The organism is Flavobacterium phycosphaerae, from assembly GCF_010119235.1.
In the GTDB taxonomy this organism is placed as follows: domain Bacteria; phylum Bacteroidota; class Bacteroidia; order Flavobacteriales; family Flavobacteriaceae; genus Flavobacterium; species Flavobacterium phycosphaerae.
This window is the reverse complement of the sequence record NZ_JAAATZ010000001.1, coordinates 1605198-1628251: the sequence shown is the minus strand read 5'-3', so window position 1 is coordinate 1628251 and position 23054 is coordinate 1605198. Positions and strand designations below refer to the sequence as shown.

The 23054-nt window shown below is 40.2% G+C and carries 20 protein-coding genes and 1 pseudogene; 7 read left to right on the top strand and 14 right to left on the bottom strand.

Annotation, left to right across the window (positions count from 1 at the left end; translation table 11 throughout):
* The first annotated feature begins 88 nt into the window (after positions 1–88).
* The gene (locus GUU89_RS07290; RefSeq protein WP_162127299.1) at positions 89–688 is read left to right on the top strand and encodes a ribonuclease HII; all 600 of its coding nucleotides are present in this window, start codon (positions 89–91) and stop codon (positions 686–688) included.
* A 13-nt stretch (positions 689–701) separates the two neighbouring features.
* Here GUU89_RS07290 and lipB read toward each other — a convergent pair whose 3' ends face one another.
* Complete coding sequence (lipB, locus tag GUU89_RS07285) at positions 702–1394, bottom strand: lipoyl(octanoyl) transferase LipB (RefSeq protein WP_162127298.1); 693 nt, start codon at positions 1392–1394, stop codon at positions 702–704.
* A gap of 227 nt (positions 1395–1621) precedes the next feature.
* Here lipB and lysS point away from each other — a divergent pair, with 227 nt between their 5' ends.
* The 3 genes from lysS (at position 1622) to GUU89_RS07270 (ending at position 4264) form a co-directional block, all read left to right on the top strand.
* The gene (gene lysS / locus GUU89_RS07280; protein WP_162128641.1) at positions 1622–3313 is read left to right on the top strand and encodes a lysine--tRNA ligase; all 1692 of its coding nucleotides are present in this window, start codon (positions 1622–1624) and stop codon (positions 3311–3313) included.
* Positions 3314–3422: 109 nt separating this feature from the next.
* Positions 3423–3866 carry a hypothetical protein gene (locus tag GUU89_RS07275; protein WP_162127297.1) on the top strand — a complete coding sequence of 148 codons (444 nt, stop codon included), beginning with the start codon at positions 3423–3425 and terminating at the stop codon, positions 3864–3866.
* A 257-nt stretch (positions 3867–4123) separates the two neighbouring features.
* Positions 4124–4264, top strand: a complete 141-nt coding sequence (locus GUU89_RS07270) for a hypothetical protein (protein WP_162127296.1) — start codon at positions 4124–4126, stop codon at positions 4262–4264.
* A gap of 52 nt (positions 4265–4316) precedes the next feature.
* Here GUU89_RS07270 and hemL read toward each other — a convergent pair whose 3' ends face one another.
* The 5 genes from hemL to GUU89_RS07245 form a co-directional block, all read right to left on the bottom strand.
* Complete coding sequence (hemL, locus tag GUU89_RS07265) at positions 4317–5603, bottom strand: glutamate-1-semialdehyde 2,1-aminomutase (protein ID WP_162127295.1); 1287 nt, start codon at positions 5601–5603, stop codon at positions 4317–4319.
* Between the two features lie 34 nt (positions 5604–5637).
* Positions 5638–6543 (bottom strand): glucosaminidase domain-containing protein, encoded by a 906-nt coding sequence (locus GUU89_RS07260; RefSeq protein WP_162127294.1) that lies wholly within the window; start codon positions 6541–6543, stop codon positions 5638–5640.
* Positions 6536–7438: a 1-aminocyclopropane-1-carboxylate deaminase/D-cysteine desulfhydrase gene (locus tag GUU89_RS07255; RefSeq protein ID WP_162127293.1), complete on the bottom strand. Its 903-nt coding sequence runs from the start codon at positions 7436–7438 to the stop codon at positions 6536–6538. Before GUU89_RS07255 ends, GUU89_RS07260 begins: the two co-directional genes overlap by 8 nt.
* 80 nt (positions 7439–7518) lie before the next feature.
* Entirely contained in the window at positions 7519–9327 is a 1809-nt protein-coding gene (locus GUU89_RS07250; RefSeq protein ID WP_162127292.1) for a T9SS type A sorting domain-containing protein, read from the bottom strand.
* Positions 9328–9373: 46 nt separating this feature from the next.
* Positions 9374–9694: a hypothetical protein gene (locus GUU89_RS07245; protein ID WP_162128640.1), complete on the bottom strand. Its 321-nt coding sequence runs from the start codon at positions 9692–9694 to the stop codon at positions 9374–9376.
* Between the two features lie 31 nt (positions 9695–9725).
* On the opposite strand from GUU89_RS07245, the gene GUU89_RS07240 reads away from it, so the two are divergent.
* The 3 genes and pseudogenes from GUU89_RS07240 to GUU89_RS07230 all read left to right on the top strand — a co-directional run bounded on the left by GUU89_RS07240 (position 9726) and on the right by GUU89_RS07230 (position 12470).
* On the top strand, positions 9726–9908 hold the full coding sequence (locus GUU89_RS07240) for a DUF5522 domain-containing protein (RefSeq protein ID WP_162128639.1): 183 nt from the start codon (positions 9726–9728) through the stop codon (positions 9906–9908).
* 30 nt (positions 9909–9938) lie between these two features.
* Positions 9939–11924 (top strand): urocanate hydratase, encoded by a 1986-nt coding sequence (locus GUU89_RS07235; protein ID WP_162127291.1) that lies wholly within the window; start codon positions 9939–9941, stop codon positions 11922–11924.
* Positions 11925–11940: 16 nt separating this feature from the next.
* Positions 11941–12470 (top strand): annotated as a pseudogene (locus tag GUU89_RS07230) (DUF4136 domain-containing protein).
* Positions 12471–12648: 178 nt separating this feature from the next.
* Here GUU89_RS07230 and GUU89_RS07225 read toward each other — a convergent pair.
* The 8 genes from GUU89_RS07225 to GUU89_RS07190 all read right to left on the bottom strand — a co-directional run bounded on the left by GUU89_RS07225 (position 12649) and on the right by GUU89_RS07190 (position 23053).
* Positions 12649–14700 carry an alpha-ketoacid dehydrogenase subunit alpha/beta gene (locus tag GUU89_RS07225; protein WP_162127290.1) on the bottom strand — a complete coding sequence of 684 codons (2052 nt, stop codon included), beginning with the start codon at positions 14698–14700 and terminating at the stop codon, positions 12649–12651.
* Between the two features lie 121 nt (positions 14701–14821).
* A complete protein-coding gene (locus tag GUU89_RS07220; RefSeq protein WP_235921996.1) occupies positions 14822–15892 on the bottom strand; it encodes a branched-chain amino acid aminotransferase in 1071 nt (356 codons plus the stop codon).
* Between the two features lie 4 nt (positions 15893–15896).
* The gene (locus GUU89_RS07215) at positions 15897–17207 is read right to left on the bottom strand and encodes a dihydrolipoamide acetyltransferase family protein (protein ID WP_162127289.1); all 1311 of its coding nucleotides are present in this window, start codon (positions 17205–17207) and stop codon (positions 15897–15899) included.
* Position 17208: 1 nt separating this feature from the next.
* Positions 17209–17805 carry an acyltransferase gene (locus GUU89_RS07210; RefSeq protein ID WP_162127288.1) on the bottom strand — a complete coding sequence of 199 codons (597 nt, stop codon included), beginning with the start codon at positions 17803–17805 and terminating at the stop codon, positions 17209–17211.
* Between the two features lie 74 nt (positions 17806–17879).
* Positions 17880–18632, bottom strand: a complete 753-nt coding sequence (locus tag GUU89_RS07205; protein ID WP_162127287.1) for an enoyl-CoA hydratase/isomerase family protein — start codon at positions 18630–18632, stop codon at positions 17880–17882.
* 154 nt (positions 18633–18786) lie between these two features.
* On the bottom strand, positions 18787–21282 hold the full coding sequence (gene paaZ / locus GUU89_RS07200; protein WP_162127286.1) for a phenylacetic acid degradation bifunctional protein PaaZ: 2496 nt from the start codon (positions 21280–21282) through the stop codon (positions 18787–18789).
* Between the two features lie 25 nt (positions 21283–21307).
* Positions 21308–22510: a 3-oxoadipyl-CoA thiolase gene (gene pcaF, locus GUU89_RS07195; protein WP_162127285.1), complete on the bottom strand. Its 1203-nt coding sequence runs from the start codon at positions 22508–22510 to the stop codon at positions 21308–21310.
* A gap of 135 nt (positions 22511–22645) precedes the next feature.
* The gene (locus tag GUU89_RS07190) at positions 22646–23053 is read right to left on the bottom strand and encodes a PaaI family thioesterase (RefSeq protein ID WP_162127284.1); all 408 of its coding nucleotides are present in this window, start codon (positions 23051–23053) and stop codon (positions 22646–22648) included.
* Position 23054 lies beyond the last annotated feature (1 nt).

Sequence of the window (23054 nt, the reverse complement as noted above, 5' to 3'; positions counted from 1 at the left end):
AAAGAAGCGTACTATAAGTAAACTATTCAATGATGATGAATAGTTTAAATAGTTGCGCTGGTTTTTATATTTTTATCAAAAAAATTAAATGTTAGCTCTAAAATACTCTGATTTTTTATTCGAAGCCGGCACCGATGAAGCCGGAAGGGGTTGCTTGGCTGGTCCTGTAACAGCGGCAGCCGTTATATTACCCGAAGATTTCAAATTAGACTTACTCAATGATTCGAAACAACTTTCTGAAAAAACAAGAGAAAAATTAAAACCAACCATTGAAGCAATGGCAGTTTCTTTTGCAGTTACACATCTTGACCACCAAGTTATTGATGAAATTAATATTCTCAATGCTTCGATAAAAGCCATGCAAGAGTGTATTATTAAGCTAAACCCTACGCCAAATTACATCATTGTTGACGGAAATCGATTCAAAGCTATAAACGATATTCCTTTTTCAACTATTGTAAAAGGTGATGGCAAATATTTGAGCATTGCAGCGGCCTCGGTTTTAGCTAAAACGTATCGGGATGACTATATGAATAAAATCCATGAAGAATTCCCCATGTATAATTGGAAAAAAAACAAAGGGTATCCCACTATTGAGCATAGGGAAGCTATCAGAAAATATGGCGTGACTAAATACCACAGAATGTCATTCCGCTTGTTACCGGAACAACTAAAGTTAGAGCTTTAGAAATCTTAGTTATTTACACAAAAACAGAATCAAAAAGTGCAGTAAAGTGACGAATGATTTTGGCTTTTACTTCTTTCTCTTCTATTGCTCTGCCCAGTTCAACATGAAGTGAAGTTACCGCCTTCCCTTTGATACCACACGGAATGATGTTATCAAAATAACCTAAATCCGCACTGACATTGAGAGCGAAACCATGCATCGTTACCCAACGACTGGCACGCACTCCCATAGCACAAATTTTTCGAGCAAATGGCGTTCCAACATCCAACCACACCCCTGTTTCTCCTTCGCTTCGAGTTCCTTGTAAACCATATTCAGCAAGAGTCAAAATAATAACTTCTTCTAAAAACCGGAGGTATTTATGTATGTCGGTAAAGAAATTTTCCAAATCTAAAATTGGGTAACCAACAATTTGTCCGGGGCCGTGATAAGTAATATCGCCTCCTCTGTTGATTTTGTAAAAAGTAGCGCCTTTAGCTTCCAACTGTTTTTCAGAAAGCAGCAAATTAGATATATCACCGCTTTTCCCTAAAGTATAAACATGCGGATGTTCTACAAAAAGAAAATAATTCGGGGTTTCAATTTCGGGCTGGCTTCTTTTCTGAATTTTCAAATCAACAATTTCTTTAAAAAGTTCCTCTTGGTAATCCCAAGTTTCTTTATAGTCTTTGTTGTTTAAATCCTGAAGTTGTATTTGTTTGTTCATTTTCTGTATTGAAAAGGCAAAGTTACAAAGATTACCAGTTAACACAACGTTAATCTTTAACCCCGATTGCAATGGAAATCCTCGTAGAGATTGCAATGGAAAGCGGGAAAACGGACAACTGATAAAGCCCGAACCTTTCGTTCCTAAAACATTACAATATTTTCAAATTCTCAAATTAGTACATTTTCAAATTATACCTATCTTTGCACGCTAAAATACAATACGATATGCAACTTTCGGAACAAGAAATCATCAGAAGAGACAAACTAAACGCTTTGCGTGAATTGGGAATCAATCCTTATCCGGCTAATTTATTTCCGGTTAACCATACTTCAAAACAGGTTAAGGACAATTTCGAAGAAGGCAAGAAGGTGGTTTTAGCCGGTCGTGTGATGAGTGACAGAGACATGGGAAAAGCTTCTTTTGTAGAATTACAAGACAGCGAAGGCAGAATTCAATTGTATTTTAACCGTGACGTACTTTGTCCCGGCGAAGACAAAACATTGTACACACAGATTTTCAGAAAACTAACTGACCTAGGCGATTTTATTGGCATAGAAGGCGAAATGTTTTTGACCAAAGTAGGTGAAAAATCTATTCGCGTAGACAAGTTTACGTTTTTAAGCAAAACACTTCGTCCATTGCCACTACCAAAAGTAGACGACGATGGTAAAGTCCATGATGCCTTTAACGATGCAGAATTAAGATACCGAATGCGTTATGTGGATTTAGTAGTAAACCCACATGTAAAAGAGGTGTTCATCAAAAGAACCAAATTATTCACGGCCATGCGTAACTTTTTCAATGCTGCCGGATATATGGAAGTAGAAACTCCGGTACTTCAATCGATAGCCGGTGGTGCTGCAGCGCGACCTTTTATTACACACCACAACAGTCTAGATATTCCATTATACATGAGAATCGCCAATGAATTATATCTCAAAAGATTGATTGTAGGTGGTTTTGATGGCGTATATGAATTCTCTAAAAACTTCCGAAATGAAGGAATGGACCGAACCCATAATCCGGAATTTACCGCTATGGAAATTTATGTAGCTTACAAAGACTACAACTGGATGATGGAATTCACCGAAAATTTATTGGAACATTGTGCCAAAGAAGTTAACGGAACTACCGAAACCACTTTTGGCGAACACAAAGTAAATTTCAAAGCACCTTACGCTCGTGTTACTATGACCGACGCTATTAAAAACTTTACCGGATTTGACATTTCGGGCAAAAGTGAAGCTGAATTATTCACTGCCGCCAAAGGCATGGGTATCGAAGTAGATGAAACAATGGGGAAAGGCAAATTAATCGATGAGATTTTTGGAGCCAAATGTGAAGGCAATTTTATACAACCCACCTTCATTACAGATTATCCTAAAGAAATGTCGCCACTTTGTAAAGAACACCGTGACAATCCTGAGTTAACAGAGCGTTTTGAGTTGATGGTTTGCGGAAAAGAAGTAGCCAATGCCTATTCCGAACTAAACGACCCTATCGACCAACGTGAGCGTTTTGAAGCACAATTACAATTAGCAGAGCGTGGTGATGATGAAGCAACTCAATTTATAGATAACGACTTTTTAAGAGCTTTAGAATACGGTATGCCGCCAACATCCGGTTTAGGAATTGGAATGGATAGATTAATTATGTTTTTAACCAATAACGCCTCTATTCAGGAAGTACTTTTCTTCCCGCAAATGCGCCCGGAGAAAAAGCAATTGGAATTAACTGAAGACGAAAAGTTAATCATTGGCTTATTGAAAGCAGAAAACAATCAGGCATTAGGAGAACTCAAAGATAAATCAGCCTTAAGCGGCAAGAAATGGGACGCTGCCATCAAAGGGTTAGCCAAACACGGACTTACGAAAGTAGTCGTTGAAGGCGATAACAAGACAGTAGTTTTAAATTAAACTAAGGGAACTCAATCGAGTTCCTTTTTTTATAATTTTTTGTTAAAGATTAAACCTTTTAAACCCATCTTTGTCATATTGCGACATAAACTTAAAAAACAATAAAAAAATGAAAAAAGTATTTTTAGCCTTAGTAATGTTAGTTGGCTTAACTGCATTGGCACAAGAAAAAGAAACCAGAAAAGGAGACAGAAAAAATTTGACTACGGAGCAAAAAGTTAATTTACAAGTAGAAAAAATGACCAAGGATTTAGATTTGAATGAAAAGCAAGTTAAAGACATGAGAGCATTTGTTACTAAGGAGGTAGAGAAAAGAGAAGCCAAGAGAGAAGAAATGAAAAAACTCAGAGAACAAAAAGAATTAAAAAGAGATGAAATGAAAGCGGAGATGGAGAAAGAACAAGCCGCTACCGCTACTGAAATGAAAAAAATACTAACTCCGGAACAGTTTGCTAAATGGGAGAAAATCCGTGATGACAGAAAAGCCAAAGTCAGAGAAAAAATGATGGAAAGAAGAGATAAAAAATCAAATCCGGAGGAAAAACAAAAATAAATTTTGAAAAGAGATAAAAAGACCTTAGTTTTGAGGTTATTATTTCACTAAAACAACTTCAAAATGAAAAAATTAATTGCTGCTTTAACTTTATTGTTAGCATTTACAATAAATGCCAATGCACAAGACAAAAAGTAACCCAATATTCATCAAAAGAATTAGGACAAAAAGATGCTGATGATCTAACTGCTTTAGTTGGTTTAAGCGAAACGCAAAGTGCAGATTACGCAAGACTTTTTGAGCACAAATACAAAACTTTGGAAGATAAAAATCTTTCTCAAGAGCGTAAAGATGTTTTAGCCAAAGTTATAGAAGATAAAGTAAGAGCCGGTTTAAATGCTGAGCAAACTGCAAAACTTGAAAAAAATAAAGAGCTATTCAATAGATTAACTCATTAATCTTTTCCAATAAAAAGCATAAAAGAGCCTCGAAATTTCGAGGCTTTTTTGTTTATAGTGTTTTGGCAACTTTGTTTATGGCATTTATGGTAAAATCTAAATCCTCATATGTTAAAGCATCAGTAATAAACCAGGTTTCATAAGCTGAAGGGGCAATATATACTCCTTCATTCAGCAGTCCATGAAAGAACTTTTTAAACCTCTCATTATCGCCATGCTTAGCCGTTTGAAAATCAACAACGGGATTAGCATCAAAATGAACCGAAATCATTGACCCCACTCGATTAATAGTAAATACAATAGAATTGTCTGTTAAAACTTTTTGAATTCCTTTGTGCAAATACAATGTTTTTTCTTCCAATCGTTTGAAGATATCCGCATCGTTATTTAATGTCTCCAACATAGCCAATCCAGCTGCCATAGCTAAAGGATTTCCGGACAAGGTTCCCGCTTGATAAACAGGACCGAGTGGTGCTAAATAGTTCATGATTTCATTACGAGCTGCAAAAGCCCCTACCGGCAACCCTCCTCCTATTACTTTTCCGAAACAAACAATATCAGCCGTTACTCCGTACAATTGCTGCGCACCGCCTTTGGCTAAACGAAAACCTGTCATCACTTCGTCAAAAATTAACAAAGTGTTATTTTCATCACAAAGTTGGCGTAAAGCTTGTAAAAAGCCATCTTTCGGAGGCACGCAACCCATATTTCCTGCGACAGGTTCAATGATAATGGCTGCAATTTCATTTTTATTGGCTTCAAATAATGCGGCTACATTTTCAATATCATTATAATTAGCCAGCAGAGTATCCTTAGCCGTTCCTTGTGTCACGCCGGGACTATTTGGCGTTCCAAAAGTACTGGCGCCGCTCCCCGCTTGAATTAAGAACGAATCCGAATGACCATGATAACAACCTGCAAATTTTATAATCTTGTCTCTTTTGGTAAAGCCTCTTGCTAAACGAATAGCACTCATACAAGCTTCTGTTCCTGAATTCACAAAACGAATCTTGTCAATATTAGGCACCATTGAAATGGCCAATTCAGCAATCTTAGTTTCTAATTCGGTAGGCATTCCAAAAGAAGTTCCGCTTTTCGCTCTTTCGATTACAGCATCCACCACGGGTTGAAAAGCATGACCCAGTATCATGGGCCCCCAAGAGTTAATGTAATCAATTAGTCGATTATCATCTTCGTCATACAAATAGGCTCCTTTGGCACTTTTGGCAAAAATGGGCGTACCACCTACTCCTTTGAAAGCTCTAACCGGAGAGTTCACGCCACCTGGAATTACTTTTTCAGCTTCAGCAAACAACTGACTGCTTCTTTGATAAATCATGTAATGAGATTTTAATTTAGTATTCTTCAGAAACTTATTTGACAATGATGCTCTGTCCCAATGACAACGTATTATCGGCCAAATTATTTTTCTTTTTCAATTCTTCAATTGAAATGTTGAATTTTTTAGAAATAGAATAAAGTGTATCACCTTTGACAACAGTATATTTAGATGTATCATCATTAAATACTATTTCTTTATTGGTGATGGTTGTTGCAGAAACAAATGGCTTTCCTAATACTTCAGCATCAAATTTATTAAGCTGATAGCGCTCTATCAAAGCAATCAATTTATCAGGATATTTAGGATCTGTGGCATAACCTGCATTTTTCAATCCTTTAGCCCAAGCCACATAATCATCTTCCCCTAATTGGAAAAGCGGCACATATCGTGGTCGGCTAGTCAGGAAATAGGAATGATCGCGAAAAGACTCGCTGGGATCCTGATATTTTCGGAAACATTCATTTTCTTCATCATCAGTATAGCTAATGCTTGGTCCTGTCCATTCTTTATGACATTTGATACCAAAATGATTATTCGCTTGCACACTCAACGGTCCGGTTCCGGCACCCGATTCTAATATGGCTTGTCCCAAAGTCACACTGGCAGGAATCTTGGTTCTTACCATATTGTCTTTAGCCACTTCTTTGTATTTTTCGATATAAGCCAAAACCATTTGTGTAGTCACTTTAACTCGAGTAGTAGCCTCTAATACCACTGTAGCATTAGAATCATTTACATTCGTTGTTGTTGGTTTTTTTTGAGCCACCACTTCAGGTTGCTTTTTTGCAATTGGTCTGTATATTGGCTTTTTAACTCTTTGCGCTATTGGAGTGTTTGTTTTCCTTGGATCGGGTTTTGTAGTTCTAACTACTGACTTATTGCTGCTGCACGAAGCAACAACAAGCATAAGGAGCAACAAAAGGAGTTTCTTAATCATTGATAATTATTTCAGTTAGTTTTTTTTGTCGTAAGCTGTTATTCATTCCGGCTATGCCTTGTAGCCCTCCGGTGTGAATCATCAGTATTTTAGCGTTGTTTGAAAATTTCTTCTTTTTAATCAAATCTAAAACACCAAAAACCATTTTTCCTGTATAAATAGGATCTAAAGGGACTTTGTATTTTTGATAAAATTCATTTATAAAATGAATCAATTCCACGGAAACTTTGGCATAACCTCCAAAATGATAGTCTGAAATCAGCTCCCAATTTTTATTCTTAGCAAAGCTACAAATATCTTCCTTTAAAAAATCACCCTTTAACGCCGGAAAACCCAAAACTTGTTGACTACTTTTTGAACAATTAATAATCCCGGAGATAGTTCCTCCCGTTCCAACGGCACAGCAAACATAATCAAAAGCGGCATCATCCTCAGTCAGGATTTCTTCACAACCCTGCACCGCTAAATCATTAGTCCCGCCTTCGGGGAGCAGATAAAAGTCTCCGAATTTGTTGCTTAACAATTCTATAAAAGCTGAATCATTTTTGTTTCGGTAGGCTTCTCTGGTGACAAAATCAAAAACCATTCCAAGTTCGCTTGCCTTTTGAAGCGTTGGATTTTCGTTTATTTTATCTTTCAGCTCTTCACCGCGAATAATCCCTATGGTTTTAAAACCATGTTCTTTTCCTGCGGCAGCCACTGCCAAAATATGATTAGAAAAAGCACCGCCAAAAGTTAACAAGACTGACTTATTTTCTTTTTGAGCCTGATCTAAATTGTATTTTAATTTCCTGTATTTGTTGCCCGAAATAAGAGGATGCAGTAAATCTTCCCGCTTAATATAGAGCGTGACATTGGTGTTTTCTAAAGCTATTTTTTGATTAAAACTTTCCAAAAAAAGGTTTTTGCAAAGGTACGAAATGCGTGCTTTTTGAAGTTAAAAAAGCGATTTAAAAATCACTTTCAATTGGCTGATTATTTTGTAGAGACAATAATTTTTTGCACCGTTTTTCTATTATCATTGGTCAAAACTTCTGCTAAATAAACAGCTTCACTCAGCTCTTGTGTTGAAAACTGATAACTTTCCTGAATGGCTGGTTGTTGCTTATCAAACAGCAGTTTCCCATTTAAATCATATAGTTTTACTGATTTCAGTTGAATTAAATTGGGATTCGAAATGATTAACTGCTGTGCAGCATGATTGTGCAGTATCACTATTCCGTTAATTGCAGTATCATTTACCTCTAAATTCACTACACTATTTTTGAATGTTATTTCAAAACGGTTGTTATAAATCCCTGTTGGTAAAGTTACTTCATAAGTGCCGTTTTTTATATCATGATAACTCCCGTCTTGCGCATCATACATATAAACCGCCTGAGTGGAATCAAAATTAACTATGGTCGAGGCATCGAATTTAAACGTAGTGTTGTTGGTTGACTTAATACCTATCGAAATTCTTTTGTTGATATCAAATTTCACCCCCTGAATCACATATTTATCATTATCCAAAAAGAAATACACATCATTAGGCAAAGTATCCTCTTCCGGACTCATAGCATCAATTCCTCTGTCAACGCCATCAGTTGCATTCGATACAAACGCCAAAGCAATCTGTTTGGTAAATTGATTATTTAAGACCGTATTTAAACGCAATTGCGATACCGTTTCTATCACAAAATTGGGAGAAGCCGTTACATCAGCTTCACTGATCTGATTTGGATTGACCTGTCTCTCAAATTGAGAATAACTCCCCTCAATATTGTAGGCACGATGTGCATTTTTAAGGGTCAATGCACCACCAACGCCATTCCCTTTCACCATAAACCCCTGACCAATTGGCGCATATTTTCTTTCTATAACCAAACCGGAAGAAGGGCCTGTCGTATTAATAGTTCCGTCAAGGTTATATGTATTAAAAGTAGCCGGCACATAAACTCCGCTTGATGCTAAACCAACCGGAGAATAAACTCCATAACCTCCTTGATAATTCAACAAAAGATGTGAATTTACCGCTTTGTTTTGTTCCCAATAATAAGCAACTCCTGTACACGCTGAATTAGCCCCATCCAACAAAAAAGCGTTGACATGCAAAGCTGACGGATAAGGATTCCCTGTTAAAGTAAAACTATTGGCTCCAACACTAACGGTTATATCCCCATCGTTGGGCTTCCCTCTAAAATCATATCGCTGTGCACTTCCGGGATTATTTACTGCGGTTTCACCTACGTCGGTAGCATCTGAACCTATGGTTCCTTTCATAGTAAATCCTTGTCCGGCACTTATATCCGTATTCGAAGCGGATTGAATCCATTGAGCATAAGTTGTTGAGGACAAAAATTTCCAAATCCAATAAGAAGCGATACTGAGTGTGCCAGTGCTGGAAAAGCCATCGTAAGTAGTATTGGCAATTGTAGCCGGTATACTGGTCGAATTTGATGTAGGAAGGTGTAACATCGTAATTCCAAAATCTTCATTTCCTGAAGCTGTTGAGGCATTTCCAACTGGTGAACACCAATAATTGTAAGCATAATTATTTACGGTACCTTCCTGAAAAACAGAAAGTTTTCCGGTTCCTTTATTAGCAGACACACCTGAAGTTCCTTGTAAAAACTGTCCTTCGTTTCTTAAATAAAAATAGCTGTTCGCTCCGTTCAATTCTATATTCCCGGTTGAATAAACCACATTTCCCTTGTTGTAAACAAAACTGTTATTGCTCACAAATAATTGGGCATGTACATAGGCCGCATAGAGCATCAATAAAAGAAGTGCTAACCGCTTCATTTAGAAATAATTTTAATAAAAATAAGAAAAAGAATTGTGTGATACTTTATTTGTTGACAAAATTAAAAAAAGGTCTACCTTTTAAGTACTCAAAATTACTCTCATTATCATAAGCCTCTTTTTCAAACAAAATGGCTCTGTAAGCTGTATTCCGATTTCTGCATTTAAAATAACGAACTAAAAACTCAATACCATACCAAATAAAAAAAGGAACAATCAACAATTCTAATTGCTGTCGAAGGTGTATTCTTTCATGATTCAGCAAAACCCTATCCTGCTTAAGCCCTTTGTCATTTAAAATCACAAACGGAAAAACCGTAAAAGCTTTAAAGCCTTTCGGAATTAAATATTTAGAAACGATGAGTATCATTACTGATAAAGTCTTTAAATTTGTAGCTATGAATGACCAAAATAACGAAAATAAACTAATCGAAGGCGAAGATTATTATCTGACCCCCGAAGGTTACAAAGTTTTCACTGAAAAATACCATCTCAAAAGGGGCTATTGCTGCCGAAGCGGTTGTCGCCATTGCCCTTATGGGTTTGATAAAAAAACCGGTACCATAAGACCTAAAAAATAACAACAAACTAAAAAATATAATCTCCAAAAAATGACATTTCAAGAACAGATTTTAGCAGGAATTCCGAATGTATTACCACAGCCGAAACCCTACGAAACCGAAATAAATCATGCGCCAAAACGCAAAGAAATACTAACCGAAGAAGAGAAAAAATTAGCGCTGAAAAATGCCCTGCGGTACTTCGAACCGCAACATCATGCAACTTTGCTTCCTGAGTTTAAAGCCGAATTGGAAACTTACGGACGCATTTACATGTATCGTCTTCGTCCCGATTATAAAATGTATGCCCGTCCTATTTCGGAATATCCGGGAAAATGTGAACAAGCTAAAGCCATCATGCTGATGATTCAAAACAATCTGGATTATGCCGTGGCGCAACATCCACATGAATTAATTACTTATGGTGGAAACGGTGCCGTATTCCAAAACTGGGCTCAATACTTGTTAACCATGCAGTATCTGGCCGAAATGACTGAAGAACAAACGTTGGTCATGTACTCAGGACATCCTATGGGATTGTTCCCTTCCCACAAAGAAGCACCGAGAGTGGTAGTCACTAACGGAATGGTTATTCCAAACTATTCTAAACCGGATGATTGGGAAAAAATGAATGCACTCGGAGTATCTCAATACGGGCAAATGACCGCCGGAAGTTATATGTATATCGGTCCGCAAGGTATCGTTCACGGAACCACCATCACCGTTTTGAATGGCTTCCGAAAAATAAAAAAATCACCAAAAGGAGGGTTATTTGTTACTTCTGGATTAGGCGGTATGAGTGGGGCTCAACCCAAAGCCGGAAACATTGCCGGTTGTGTAACGGTATGTGCCGAGGTCAATCCAAAAATCACCCACATCCGCCACTCACAAGGCTGGATTAACGAAGTCATTGAAAACATTGACGATTTAGTTCCGAGAGTTAAAAAAGCGTTGGACAACCAAGAAACCGTTTCTATTGCTTACCTTGGAAACGTAGTAGATATCTGGGAGCGTTTTGACCAAGACGGGCTACATATCGATTTAGGCTCTGACCAAACTTCATTGCATAATCCATGGGCAGGCGGTTACTATCCTACCGGCTATACTTTCGAAGAGTCAAATGATTTAATGGCCAACCAACCTGAAAAATTTAAAGAGGAAGTTCAAAAAACATTGCGTCGTCATGCCGCAGCTATCAACAAACATACTGCCAAAGGGACTTATTTCTTTGATTACGGCAACGCCTTCCTATTAGAAGCTTCTCGTGCCGGTGCTGAAGTTATGAACGAGCACCCAACTTTAGGAAGAGAATTCAAATACCCAAGTTATGTACAAGATATTATGGGCCCAATGTGTTTCGATTACGGTTTTGGGCCTTTCCGTTGGGTATGTGCTTCGGGGAATCCTGAGGATTTAGCGAAAACCGACAAAATTGCTTGCGATGTTTTAGAAGCAATGATGCAAAATTCCCCGGAAGAAATTCAGCAACAAATGGCGGATAATATTCAGTGGATTAAAGGTGCTCAGGAAAACAAACTAGTGGTAGGTTCTCAAGCCCGAATTCTGTATGCCGATGCCGAAGGACGTATCAAAATTGCCGAAGCATTTAATCAAGCTATTGCTCGTGGCGAAATTGGCTATGTGATATTAGGTCGCGACCACCACGACGTTTCAGGAACCGATTCTCCTTATCGTGAGACTTCTAACATTTACGACGGTTCTCGTTTTACTGCCGACATGGCCATTCACAATGTTATTGGCGACAGTTTCCGTGGAGCCACTTGGGTTTCTATTCACAACGGAGGCGGTGTTGGCTGGGGCGAAGTAATCAACGGTGGTTTCGGCATGGTGCTTGACGGCAGCAAAGAGGCTTCAAGACGTTTAGAATCGATGTTGTTTTGGGATGTGAATAACGGAATCTCCCGAAGAAGTTGGGCTCGAAATGAAGGCGCTATTTTTGCGATAAAAAGAGCCATGGCCACGCAACCTTTATTGAAAGTGACCATCCCTACTATAGTTAATGACGATTTGTTATAACTTTAAATTGAATACCATGAAAAAATTAATTTTTATTCCGGTTTTATTTCTCATGTTAACCTCTTGCTGTGCTGTGAGAGTGAATTCAGATTATGACAAGAAAGTTGATTTTTCACCATACAAAACTTTTGCCTTTTACAAGACAGGTATCGATAAGGTGGAAATATCCGATTTAGACAAAAAAGAATTCTTCGCTCTATTGATGAAAGCCTGACAGCAAAAGGGATGACCAAAAGTGAAACGCCCGATTTGCTAATTAACTTTTTCACTAAAGAAAGAGAACAGGTGAATGTTAATCAATTCAATGCCGGTTGGGGTTATGGCTGGGGCTATGGTTGGAATCCTTATTTTTGGGGAGGCAACACCTCCGTTAATCGCTATACCGAAGGCACTTTGTATATTGATATAATCGATGCCAAGAAAAAAGAATTAATTTGGCAAGGCGAAGGCGAAGGTGCTTTAACCAAAGACACCAATAAAAAAGATGAAGTTATCAAAGAATTTGTCACCAAAATTCTGGAACAATATCCTCCGCAAAATAAGTAATCGACTATAGATAATTCACAAACCGTAGCAGAGATGTTACGGTTTTTTTTTATGCTTTTGAATAAGTCGTGGCATTTTTTATTGTGGCAAAAAAAATTGCCACAGCTTTTATTGCCACAAAATGATGAAAAAAATCCACAACTTTGATGTTGTGGATGCTATCATTTATGCTTGTTATTTAATATCGTAACAATTCTTCCATCTTTGCTTTCACTTTATCTGCATTCGGAATCATGGTAAACTCCAACGTACTGTTGAGTGGTATGGCCGGCATATTTTCCGACCCGATAACCATCACAGGAGCATCTAAATAGGTAAAACATTTTTCCTGAATCAATCCGGCCAAACTGCGAGCAAAGGAGTTGTTGGTTGGCTCTTCTGTTACTACTAAACATTTCTTGGCTTTTTTAACCGATTTCAAAATCGTTTCTTCATCCAACGGATATAAGGTTCTCAAATCCACAATTTCAACTTGATTTTTCATCTTCTCCGAAGCATTTAATGCCCAGTGCACTCCCATTCCATAAGTAATAACCGTAATCGTTTCCTCGGTTTCCTGTTCCCAAATTTCCTGAACCACATTGGCTTTGCCAAAAGGCAAAACGTAGTCTTCACTTGGTTCATTAACACGAGCCGCATCGGTTCCTTTTACTTTACTCCAGTATAAGCCTTTGTGCTCTAGAATCACCACCGGATTCGGGTCGTAATAAGCGGCTTTCATAAGTCCTTTCAAATCGGCACCGTTACTTGGATAGGCTATTTTAATCCCACGTATATTCGTCAGCACACTTTCTACCGAAGAGGAATGATAAGGGCCACCACTACCATAAGCGCCAATTGGCACACGCAATATCATGCTTACCGGCCATTTGCCATTCGACAAATAACTCGAACGGCTCACTTCGGTAAATAACTGATTCAGTCCCGGCCAAATGTAATCAGCAAACTGTACCTCCACTATCGGTTTCAACCCAACAGCAGACATTCCCACCGTAGAACCTACAATAAACGCTTCCTGTATCGGCGTATTGAATACACGTTCGTCACCAAACTTCTGTGCCAAGGTTGCAGCTTCTCTAAACACACCTCCTAAACGTCCGCCCACATCCTGACCGTACAACAAACATTCTTTGTGGTTGCGCATCAATTCTTCCACAGCAAACAACGCACAATCCACCATCACGACTTTGTCTTCGCGTTGCGGGTTTCTTTCTCCCGCTTCTTCCGTAATCGGAGTAGGAGCAAAATCATGGGTGAATAAATCTTCAGGCGAAGGATCTTCGGCAACCAAAGCTTTCTCGTAATCGGCTTTTACTTTAGCAACAGCCGTAGTTTCTATTTTATGAATTTCATCAGCCGTAAATCCGGCATCTACTAATTGTTGTTTCAATACCGGATAAGGATCTCTCGATTGCGCTTCATCCAAATCATCGCGGTACCATTCCATACGAACCCCCGAAGTGTGGTGATTCAGCAACGGTACTTTGGCATGCACCAAAAACGGACGACGTTCCTCACGCATGGTTTTCACCACTTGTTGAACTGCCAAATAGCTTTCGGAAAAGTTAGCTCCGTCAATCGAAATCGCTTCAATTCCGTGAAATCCTTTGGCATACTCAAACGCATTTTGGGCTCGGGTTTCAGCGGCATTCGCCGAAATATCCCAACCGTTATCTTGTACCAAATACAAAATCGGTAATTGTTTCAAGGCAGCCATTTGCAAAGCTTCGGCAATCTCTCCTTCCGTAACTGAGGCATCCCCCAGCGAACAAACCACAATTGGCTTTTCTTGATTGGTATCTTGAATTCCAACGTTTTCTTTGTACCAAAATCCCAACGCTGCTCCGGTAGCCGGAATCGCCTGCATCCCCGTAGCCGAAGACTGATGCGGAATTTTAGGCTTATCGGCATCCTTTAAACTCGGGTGACAGTAATAGGTTCGCCCGCCCGAAAACGGATCGTCCTTCTTAGCCATCAACTGCAACATCAAATCATATGGCTCCATCCCAATACCCAGCAACATCGCATCATCCCGATAATACGGAAATGCATAATCCTGAGGCAACAACTGCATCGCCATGGCAATCTGAATGGCTTCGTGCCCACGCGACGTAGCATGCACGTATTTGGAAACGGTTTTAAAATTATCTTCATACAAAGTCGCCATAGCCTTGGCGGTTGCCATGGTTAAAAACGCTTTTTCGAGTATCTTTTTATCTGGTAAATTCATTTTTAAATTTTAGGAGCGAGTGGCTCGGGCTTTATTTGGAATCCGTATTCCCGCTTTCCACACTACACGGTAGTTGTTGCAATCGGGGCTAAACGGCAAACCATTTGTATGCTTGTATTCTTTATTTGGCGGCAACTAACCAACCAAACTTATCTTCTATTTCTTGAGTTTTAATGCCGTTCAAGGTATCATTCACCATCACCGAAACCGGATTATCACTTGGTAATGTAATACTCAAATCATTGTTCCCGATTTCTTCAATCATGGCAATACCAACAGCGGTTCCGGCACCAAAAGCTTCCTCTAAAGTTCCATTCTTATCCGCTTCAATAATTTCAGAAATGGTAATCGGTCGTTCCGTCACTTCAAAACCTTTATCGCGTAACACATCAATAACACTCATACGCGTAATTCCGGCCAAAATAGAACCGCTCAAATTGGGTGTAATAAACTTGCCTCCTATTTTGAAGAAAATATTCATCGTACCCACTTCCTGAATTTCTTCAAAGTTTTGCGCATCCAACCATAATACTTGGTCGTATCCTTTAGCTTTGGCGTATTCCGTCGGACGAATGGCTCCGGCATAATTCCCGGCAGCTTTGGCTTCCCCTGTCCCTCCGTTTACGGCACGAACGTATTTTTTCTCGGCATACAATTTTATTTTTCGACTAAAGAACGGACCGGCCGGCGAACCCATAACAATAAATTTGAAACTCGTAGCCGCACGCATCCCAATGAAAGGCTCATCGGCATACATAAACGGACGCAAATACAAAGCGCTTCCTTCTTGCGTCGGAATCCAATCTTTTTCCAAAGCAGTGAATTGCTTTAAGGCTTCCACAAACAAATCTTCCGGAAACAAAGGCATTCCCATACGATCGGCACTGTGATTCATACGCTTGGCATTTTCATCGGGACGGAATAACAAAGGCGTTCCGTCTTTCCCTAAAGTAGCTTTCATCCCTTCAAAAATAGCTTGTCCATAGTGCAAAGCCATTGCCGCAGGGTGCGTCGGAATCAATGCCAACGGTTCAATTCGGGCGTTGCTCCATTCACCATTTTGGTAATCGCACACAAACATGTGATCGGTAAACTGGGTTCCCATCACGATGCTGTTGTTCAGTTCTACCTGACTGACTCTGGACTGTGCGACTTTGTTTATTTTAATTGAATGTGTTATTAAATCTTGCATGATATTATAAAGTTGTAGTTGTGTCAAATTGTTCTAAGTAATCGCCTACTTTTCGCAGGAACGAACCTCCTAAAAATCCGTCTACCACACGATGGTCAAACGAAAGAGAAAGGAACATCATGCTGCGAATGGCAATTTCATCACCCTTAGAAGTCGTAATAACTTCGGGGCGTTTTTTGATAATTCCGAGGGCCAAAATAGCCACCTCGGGTTGGTTAATAATAGGGGTTCCCATCAAACTGCCAAAGGTACCCACATTAGAAATGGTAAACGTACTGCCCTGAATTTGTTCGGGTTTTAATTTGTTATTTCGAGAAGCATCAGCCAAAGTATTTACGTCTTTTGCCAAAGCAACTAAATCTTTTTCATTGGCATTTTTTACCACAGGAACAATTAGATTCCCGGAAGGCAAAGCAGTTGCCATTCCGATATGGATATCTTTATGTACAATAATATTCTTTTCATCCACCGAAACATTTATCAGAGGAAAGTCGACAATGGCTTTGGCTACGGCCTGCACAAATACCGGGGTAAAGGTTAGTTTCTCGTTGTATTTTGCCTGGAACTTGTCTTTATTTTCATTGCGCCAATTCACCAAATTCGTCACATCCACTTCAATGTAAGAAGTCACGTGAGGCGAAGTTTGTTTCGAATACACCATGTGGTCCGCAATCATTTTACGCATGCGATCCATCTCCACGATATGGTCTTTGCCCTCCACAAAATTGATTTTGGGTTTTGGATAGGTTGAAGTGGTTGGTTGTTGGTTATTGGTTGTTGGAATGCTTTTAAGAGGGTATTTACGGTTTTTCAAATAATGAAACACGTCACTCTTTTGCAGACGGCCATCAGTTCCCGAACCCGGAATGCTTTGCAATTCTTCTATCGACAGGTTTTCTTTTTGTGCAATGGAAATAATCAACGGGGAAATAAAAGCATCTGGATTGGCTTTATGGGTTATGCTTTGTATTACGGGTTTAGAAGGCATTTCAACTCTACTCGTCTCTACAAGCTCTGGCTTCTTGGTTAGCTCCGCTCCTTTCGCCTTAGGCTCAGATCCAGCTTCTTGAACTCCTTTAGAATTAATCAAAGCTAAAACAGTACCTACCTCCACTACGGCATCTTTGTGAAAACGAATTTCAGTAATGGTTCCCGATACCGGAGACGGCACATCGCTGTCTACTTTGTCGGTAGCCACTTCTAAGATAGTTTCTTCTGCTTCCACAAAATCACCTACGTTTTTCAACCAAGTAATGATGGTTGCTTCGGATATACTTTCGCCCATCTTGGGCATTTTGAACTCGATTATCGGCATTTTATTTCTTTCTAAATTCTTCTAATGTTTTATAAAACGCTTCCTGCGTTGGTCGGTCTTTCGGAATTTCCCGTAACGGTTCTACGGCTCTCAAAGTTTCATAGCATTCCTTGGGCAATTGTTGGTATAAGGCTGTTCCTTTGGTCTTCCAATCCAACATCTCATCCGAAACCTCTTTGACAACCACAGCCGGATTTCCGACTACAATTTTACGATTCGGAATCACGGTTCCGGCTTTGACAAAACTCAAAGCTCCGATAATGCACTCATCGCCTACGGTAACATCATCCATGATTACGGCATTCATACCAACCAAACAATTGGCACCAATGTTGGCTCCGTGAATAATCGCACCATGACCGATGTGCGCTCCGGCTTTCAACACCATCGTCTTTCCTGGAAACATATGAATAGTACAATTTTCCTGTACGTTACAACCGTCTTCAATAATGATTTCACCCCAATCGCCACGAATAGCAGCCCCGGGACCTACATAGACGTCTTTCCCAATAATGACATTACCCGTAACCGCAGCCTGCGGATGGATAAAACTACTTTCGTGTATGACCGGAATAAATCCTTTGAATTCGTATACCATTTTTATGAATTATGAGTTATGAATTATGAATTATGAGTTACCCATTCATAACTCATAATTCATAACTTATAACTTTACTTAAACTTCTTCAATGTTTCTTTTGTAAAATCAGACAGCACCAATCTTCCGCTGATGGCGGCTCTTTCGGCTAATAGATTGTCCCAATCATCAGTCCCTCTCCAGAAAACCTTTTTCATTTCAGTCATCGCTTCCGGATTGTAGGTGCATAGATGCTTAGCAAAGGCCAGCACGGCAGCATCCATTTCCTCAATACTTTCATATACATGGGCAAACAACCCTTTTTCTTTGGCCCAAGAGGCTTCATAAAAGGTATTGGCATCAATGGCTATTTGTGACATGGCCGAAACGCCCATTTTACGTTCAATTGCCGGTGATACCACAAAAGGTCCGATGCCGACATTCAATTCGCTTAACTTAATCGCGGCAAATTTGGTGGCCATACAATAATCGGTTGAAGCGGCAATTCCGACCCCACCACCAACTGTTTTCCCTTGAATACGCCCGATGATGAATTTCGGACATTTTCGCATCGCATTGATTACGTTGGCAAATCCTGAAAAGAATACTTTTCCGGTAGCGGCATCATCAATGGCGATTAATTCTTTAAAACTGGCGCCGGCACAAAAAGTACGGTCGCCTCCGCTTTGCAAGATGATTACTTTGACATCGTTGTTGTTCCCAACTTCGGTTATCGTGTTGGCCAATTGCGCCAAAATGTTGCCAGGCAATGAATTTTGTTCCGGATGGAAAAACTCGATGGTGGCGATGTTGTTTTCTATCTTATGTTTTACGTATGCTTCTGACATAATTCTTTTTTTTAGCCACGGATGACACAGATTTAACTGATTTACGCGGATTTTCTTTTTATTTTGTCTAGCCCCGATAGTAGTGGAAATCCTTTTATTTTTTTCTTTAAAAAATAAAAGATTGCAACGGATAGCGGGAAATAGCTCCTAATTATTATAAAATTCCGAATTGCTCGAAATGATGATTCAAATGTTTTCGTTCTAATAAATACGATTCGTAACGGTTCAATTCCCCGAAAACCATGTTTTTCATAACCGCTTCCGGATTCTCCTTGAAGAAGACTGTATAGCTTTCTCTGACTTCGAAAAATTTCACTTTGGCTGTTTCAAAATCAGGATGAACTAAATCTTCCAGTTCATCTTTCTTCATCGTTGGAAACTTGGTACCTCGTGGGAACTTTTCGTAATTGTATAATGAATTATGCACCTTGTCTAAAATCTTCTCCGGGGTGGCAATGTCAAAATCTTGAATTTCACCCGACATGATGCGATAGCCTTGCTCCAAATGTTCCAACAAATGTTGTGGGGTTAAAATGCCCCATTGCGGTTTAGCATCAGCGGTTAATTTGTTGATACATTCTGCTATTTTTTCATCGGTCATTTCTACTAAAACTTCTTGCTTTTTCTGAACCATGGTCAAAATAGTTGCTACTGCTACTAATTCGTCATTGGTATCAAAAACTTCTACGAACCATTTTACAATGCCGCTCGGATGCTCGGCTGAAGCGACATCTCTATCGACTTTTTGTTTGCACGTTAAGCGAACATACACCGTGTCATTATGGTAAATCGGGCGTAAGAATCGACATTCTTCCAAACCGTAATTAGCAGCCACCGGACCTTTATTTGGGTATACAAACAACCCCGCCGCAGCGGCTAAAATAAAATACCCGTGTGCCGTCCGTTTTTTGAAAATACTACCATCCAATGAAGTGATATCGGTATGGGCGTAGAAATGATCCCAAGTGATATTGGCAAAATTGATGATATCGGTATCCGTCACGGTACGGTTATGAGTGCGTAAAGACATACCCGGTTGAATATCCTCCCAATGGTATTGGAACGGATGCTGAGTGATTTCTTTATAGGCTGAATTTGGTTGGTAAATACCTGTGATTTCAGTTAGTGTCGTTGGTGAACCTTGGATTGCACAACGTTGCATATAATGTTTAATACCTCGAACACCACCCATTTCTTCTCCGCCTCCGGCACGACCCGGACCACCGTGAACTAACAATGGTAGTGGCGAACCGTGACCCGTACTTTGTTTGGCATTTTCACGATTCAATACCAAAATTCTTCCGTGATGGGTGGCCGCATTGACCACATATTCTTTTGCTGTTTCATCTGAATTGGTAACAATAGAAGACACTAGCGATCCTTTCCCCATTTGGGCCAGTTCGATGGCTTCGTCTAAGTTTTTATAAGGCATCAGGGTGGAAACCGGACCGAAAGCTTCGGTTTCGTGCACAGCTATATTTTTGAACGGATGATCTTCACGCAACAACATCGGGCTGATAAAAGCCCCTTTGTCATCGGCTCCGATTAGATTTAATCGGTCAAAATCACCGTAAACAATCGAAGCTGTTTTGGCAATTTCCGAAACCCTGCTTTTAACTTCGGTTACTTGGTCTTTAGAAACCAAAGCACCCATGCGGACTTCTTTTTGTCTTGGGTCACCAATGGTTACTTTGTCTAACGCTTTTCCGAGTGCCATTTGCACCTCATCCATTAAGTTTTCGGGAACAATCATTCGGCGGATAGCGGTACATTTTTGACCGCATTTTACCGTGATTTCACTTCGAGCCTGACTGATGAACAAATCAAACTCGGGTGTTCCCGGCACGGCATCTTCTCCTAAAATTGAGGCATTTAATGAATCCGCTTCCATATTGAATGGTACCGCTTCGTTGATGATTCTTGGATGCGCTTTTAACATGCGTCCGGTTGATGCTGAACCCGTAAACGTAACTACATCCTGGCTCTCCACAGTATCAATCAACGTATTGGCTGAGCCGCAGATTAATTGCAAGGCGCCTTCGGGTAAAATATTCGAAGCTATGATTTCTCGAACGACAGCTTCAGTTAAATAGGATGTCGATGTTGCCGGTTTCACTACGGCCGGCATCCCGGCCATCCAGTTCACCGCACATTTTTCCAACATGCCCCAAATCGGAAAGTTGAAGGCGTTGATGTGCACCGCTACTCCTCTTTTGGGAACCAAAATATGATGCGCCATAAAACGACCGCCTCGAGACAAATCGATAGGGTCGCCTTCTACGTGATAGGATTGGTTGGGGAATAATTTTCGCAACGAAGCGTTGGCAAACAAGTTTCCGAAACCGCCTTCAATATCAATCCAACTGTCTACTCGTGTCGCTCCGGTTCTATAACTAATTTCGTAGAATTGTTCTTTGCGTTTGGTCAAATACATGGCCAAACTTTTGAGCATGTTACCGCGCTCCTGAAAGGTCATTTTACGGAGTTTCTCACCGCCTTTGGTTCTTCCGTAATGCAGAATTTCGGCGAAGTCCAAGCCTTGCGTAGAAGCATGTCCTACGATTTCACCCGTTACCGAATCAAACAACGGCACTCCTTCTCCGGCTCCTGAAGTCCAATTTCCTAAAACGTAATTTTGTATTTTATTCATTGTGCTGAATTTAGTTCAGTAATCTTTATACTCTTTCAATAATAGCTGCATAGCCTTGTCCCACTCCGATACACATCGTAATTAAGGCATATCGTTTTCCTGTCAACTGTAATTCCAACGCAGCAGAATAGGCTATTCTGGCACCAGTTACTCCAAGTGGATGTCCAATAGCAATTGAACCTCCGTTTGGATTCAGTCTTGGGTCGTTATCGGCAATTCCCCATGCTCTTGTACATGCCAAAGCCTGTGCGGCAAAGGCTTCATTTAATTCGATAATATCAATTTGGTCTAAGGTTAAACCGGCTTTGGCTAAAGCTTTACTTGTGGCTTCAACAGGACCGATACCCATGATTCTGGGCTCTACTCCTACCACAGCCGAACTTACAATTCGGGCCAATGGTTTTAGATTATATTTTTTTACAGCTTCTTCGGATGCGATGATGGTAGCTGCTGCTCCGTCGTTTAATCCGGAGGCATTTCCGGCAGTTACGCTTCCTTCTTTTTTGAAGGCGGGACGCAGTTTAGCCAAACCTTCCATTGAAGTGATTGGTTTGATAAATTCATCTTTGGAAAACTGAATCGCATCTCCTTTGCGTTGCGGAATTTCAACTGTAACTATTTCTTTGGCTAATCTTCCTGAGGCCTGAGCTGCGGCAGCTTTTTGTTGGCTGTTTAATGCAAAAACATCTTGATCCTCTCGGGTGATGTTATATTTTTCAACTAAGTTTTCGGCGGTTTCACCCATAGCATCGGTGCCGTACATCTCATGCATTTTTGGATTGATGAAACGCCAGCCGAAACTACTGTCGTACATTTTACTGTCGGTTCCATAAGCAGCAGATGGTTTTGAAACAACCAATGGGCCACGCGTCATGTTTTCGATACCACCGGCGATGAACACATGCCCGTCTCCGGCTTTGATGGCTCTGCTTGCATTGATTATAGCTGATAAACCCGAACTGCACAAACGGTTTACGGTTTCTCCGGGAACGGTATACGGTAATCCTGCTAAAAGTAGCGACATACGGGCTACGTTGCGGTTATCTTCACCGGCTTGATTGGCACAACCCATGATGACATCGTCATAAGCATCTTTTGGGATGTTTGGATTGTTATCGGTTACGGTTTTAATAACCAAAGCTCCTAAATCATCGGGGCGAACCGATGCCAGTGTGCCTTGATAACTTCCGATGGGAGTTCGAACTCCGTCTATGATGTATGCTTCCATTTGTATTTTTATTGTGACTGAATCACTTTGTTTATTATTTCAATTCGTTGGCTTTTTAGCCCCGATGGGAGCGAGCTACCGTGTAGCGAGGACAGCGGGAATTACCATTACTGAAACTGCCCAAGCCTTCCGCTCCTATTCTTCCCATTCTTTTTGAGTGCGATACACCACGCCTTTGAACAAGGCCACCATTTCGTTACCGCGTTTAACTTCGATGATATTGAATCCTAATTTGTTGTTTACTTTTTCTATGACGGATTCAGCTGTTAAATAATCGCCTTCACTAACCGCTTCGATATGGTTGATGGAGGTTTCGATGGAAACCGCAAACCTGCCGTGCGTGTTGGCCGCAAACCCGAATGCCGTGTCGGCTAACGAATAAGTAATTCCGCCGTGGGCTTTATACATGCTGTTGAGCATTTCTTTTCGTACGGTCATGCCTACTTTGCAACGCCCGATTTCACACTCGAGAATTTCGATACCCAGCCATTGGCTGTAGGCATCTTGGCTTAACATTTTGTATGGGATTTTGGTTCCTTCCATC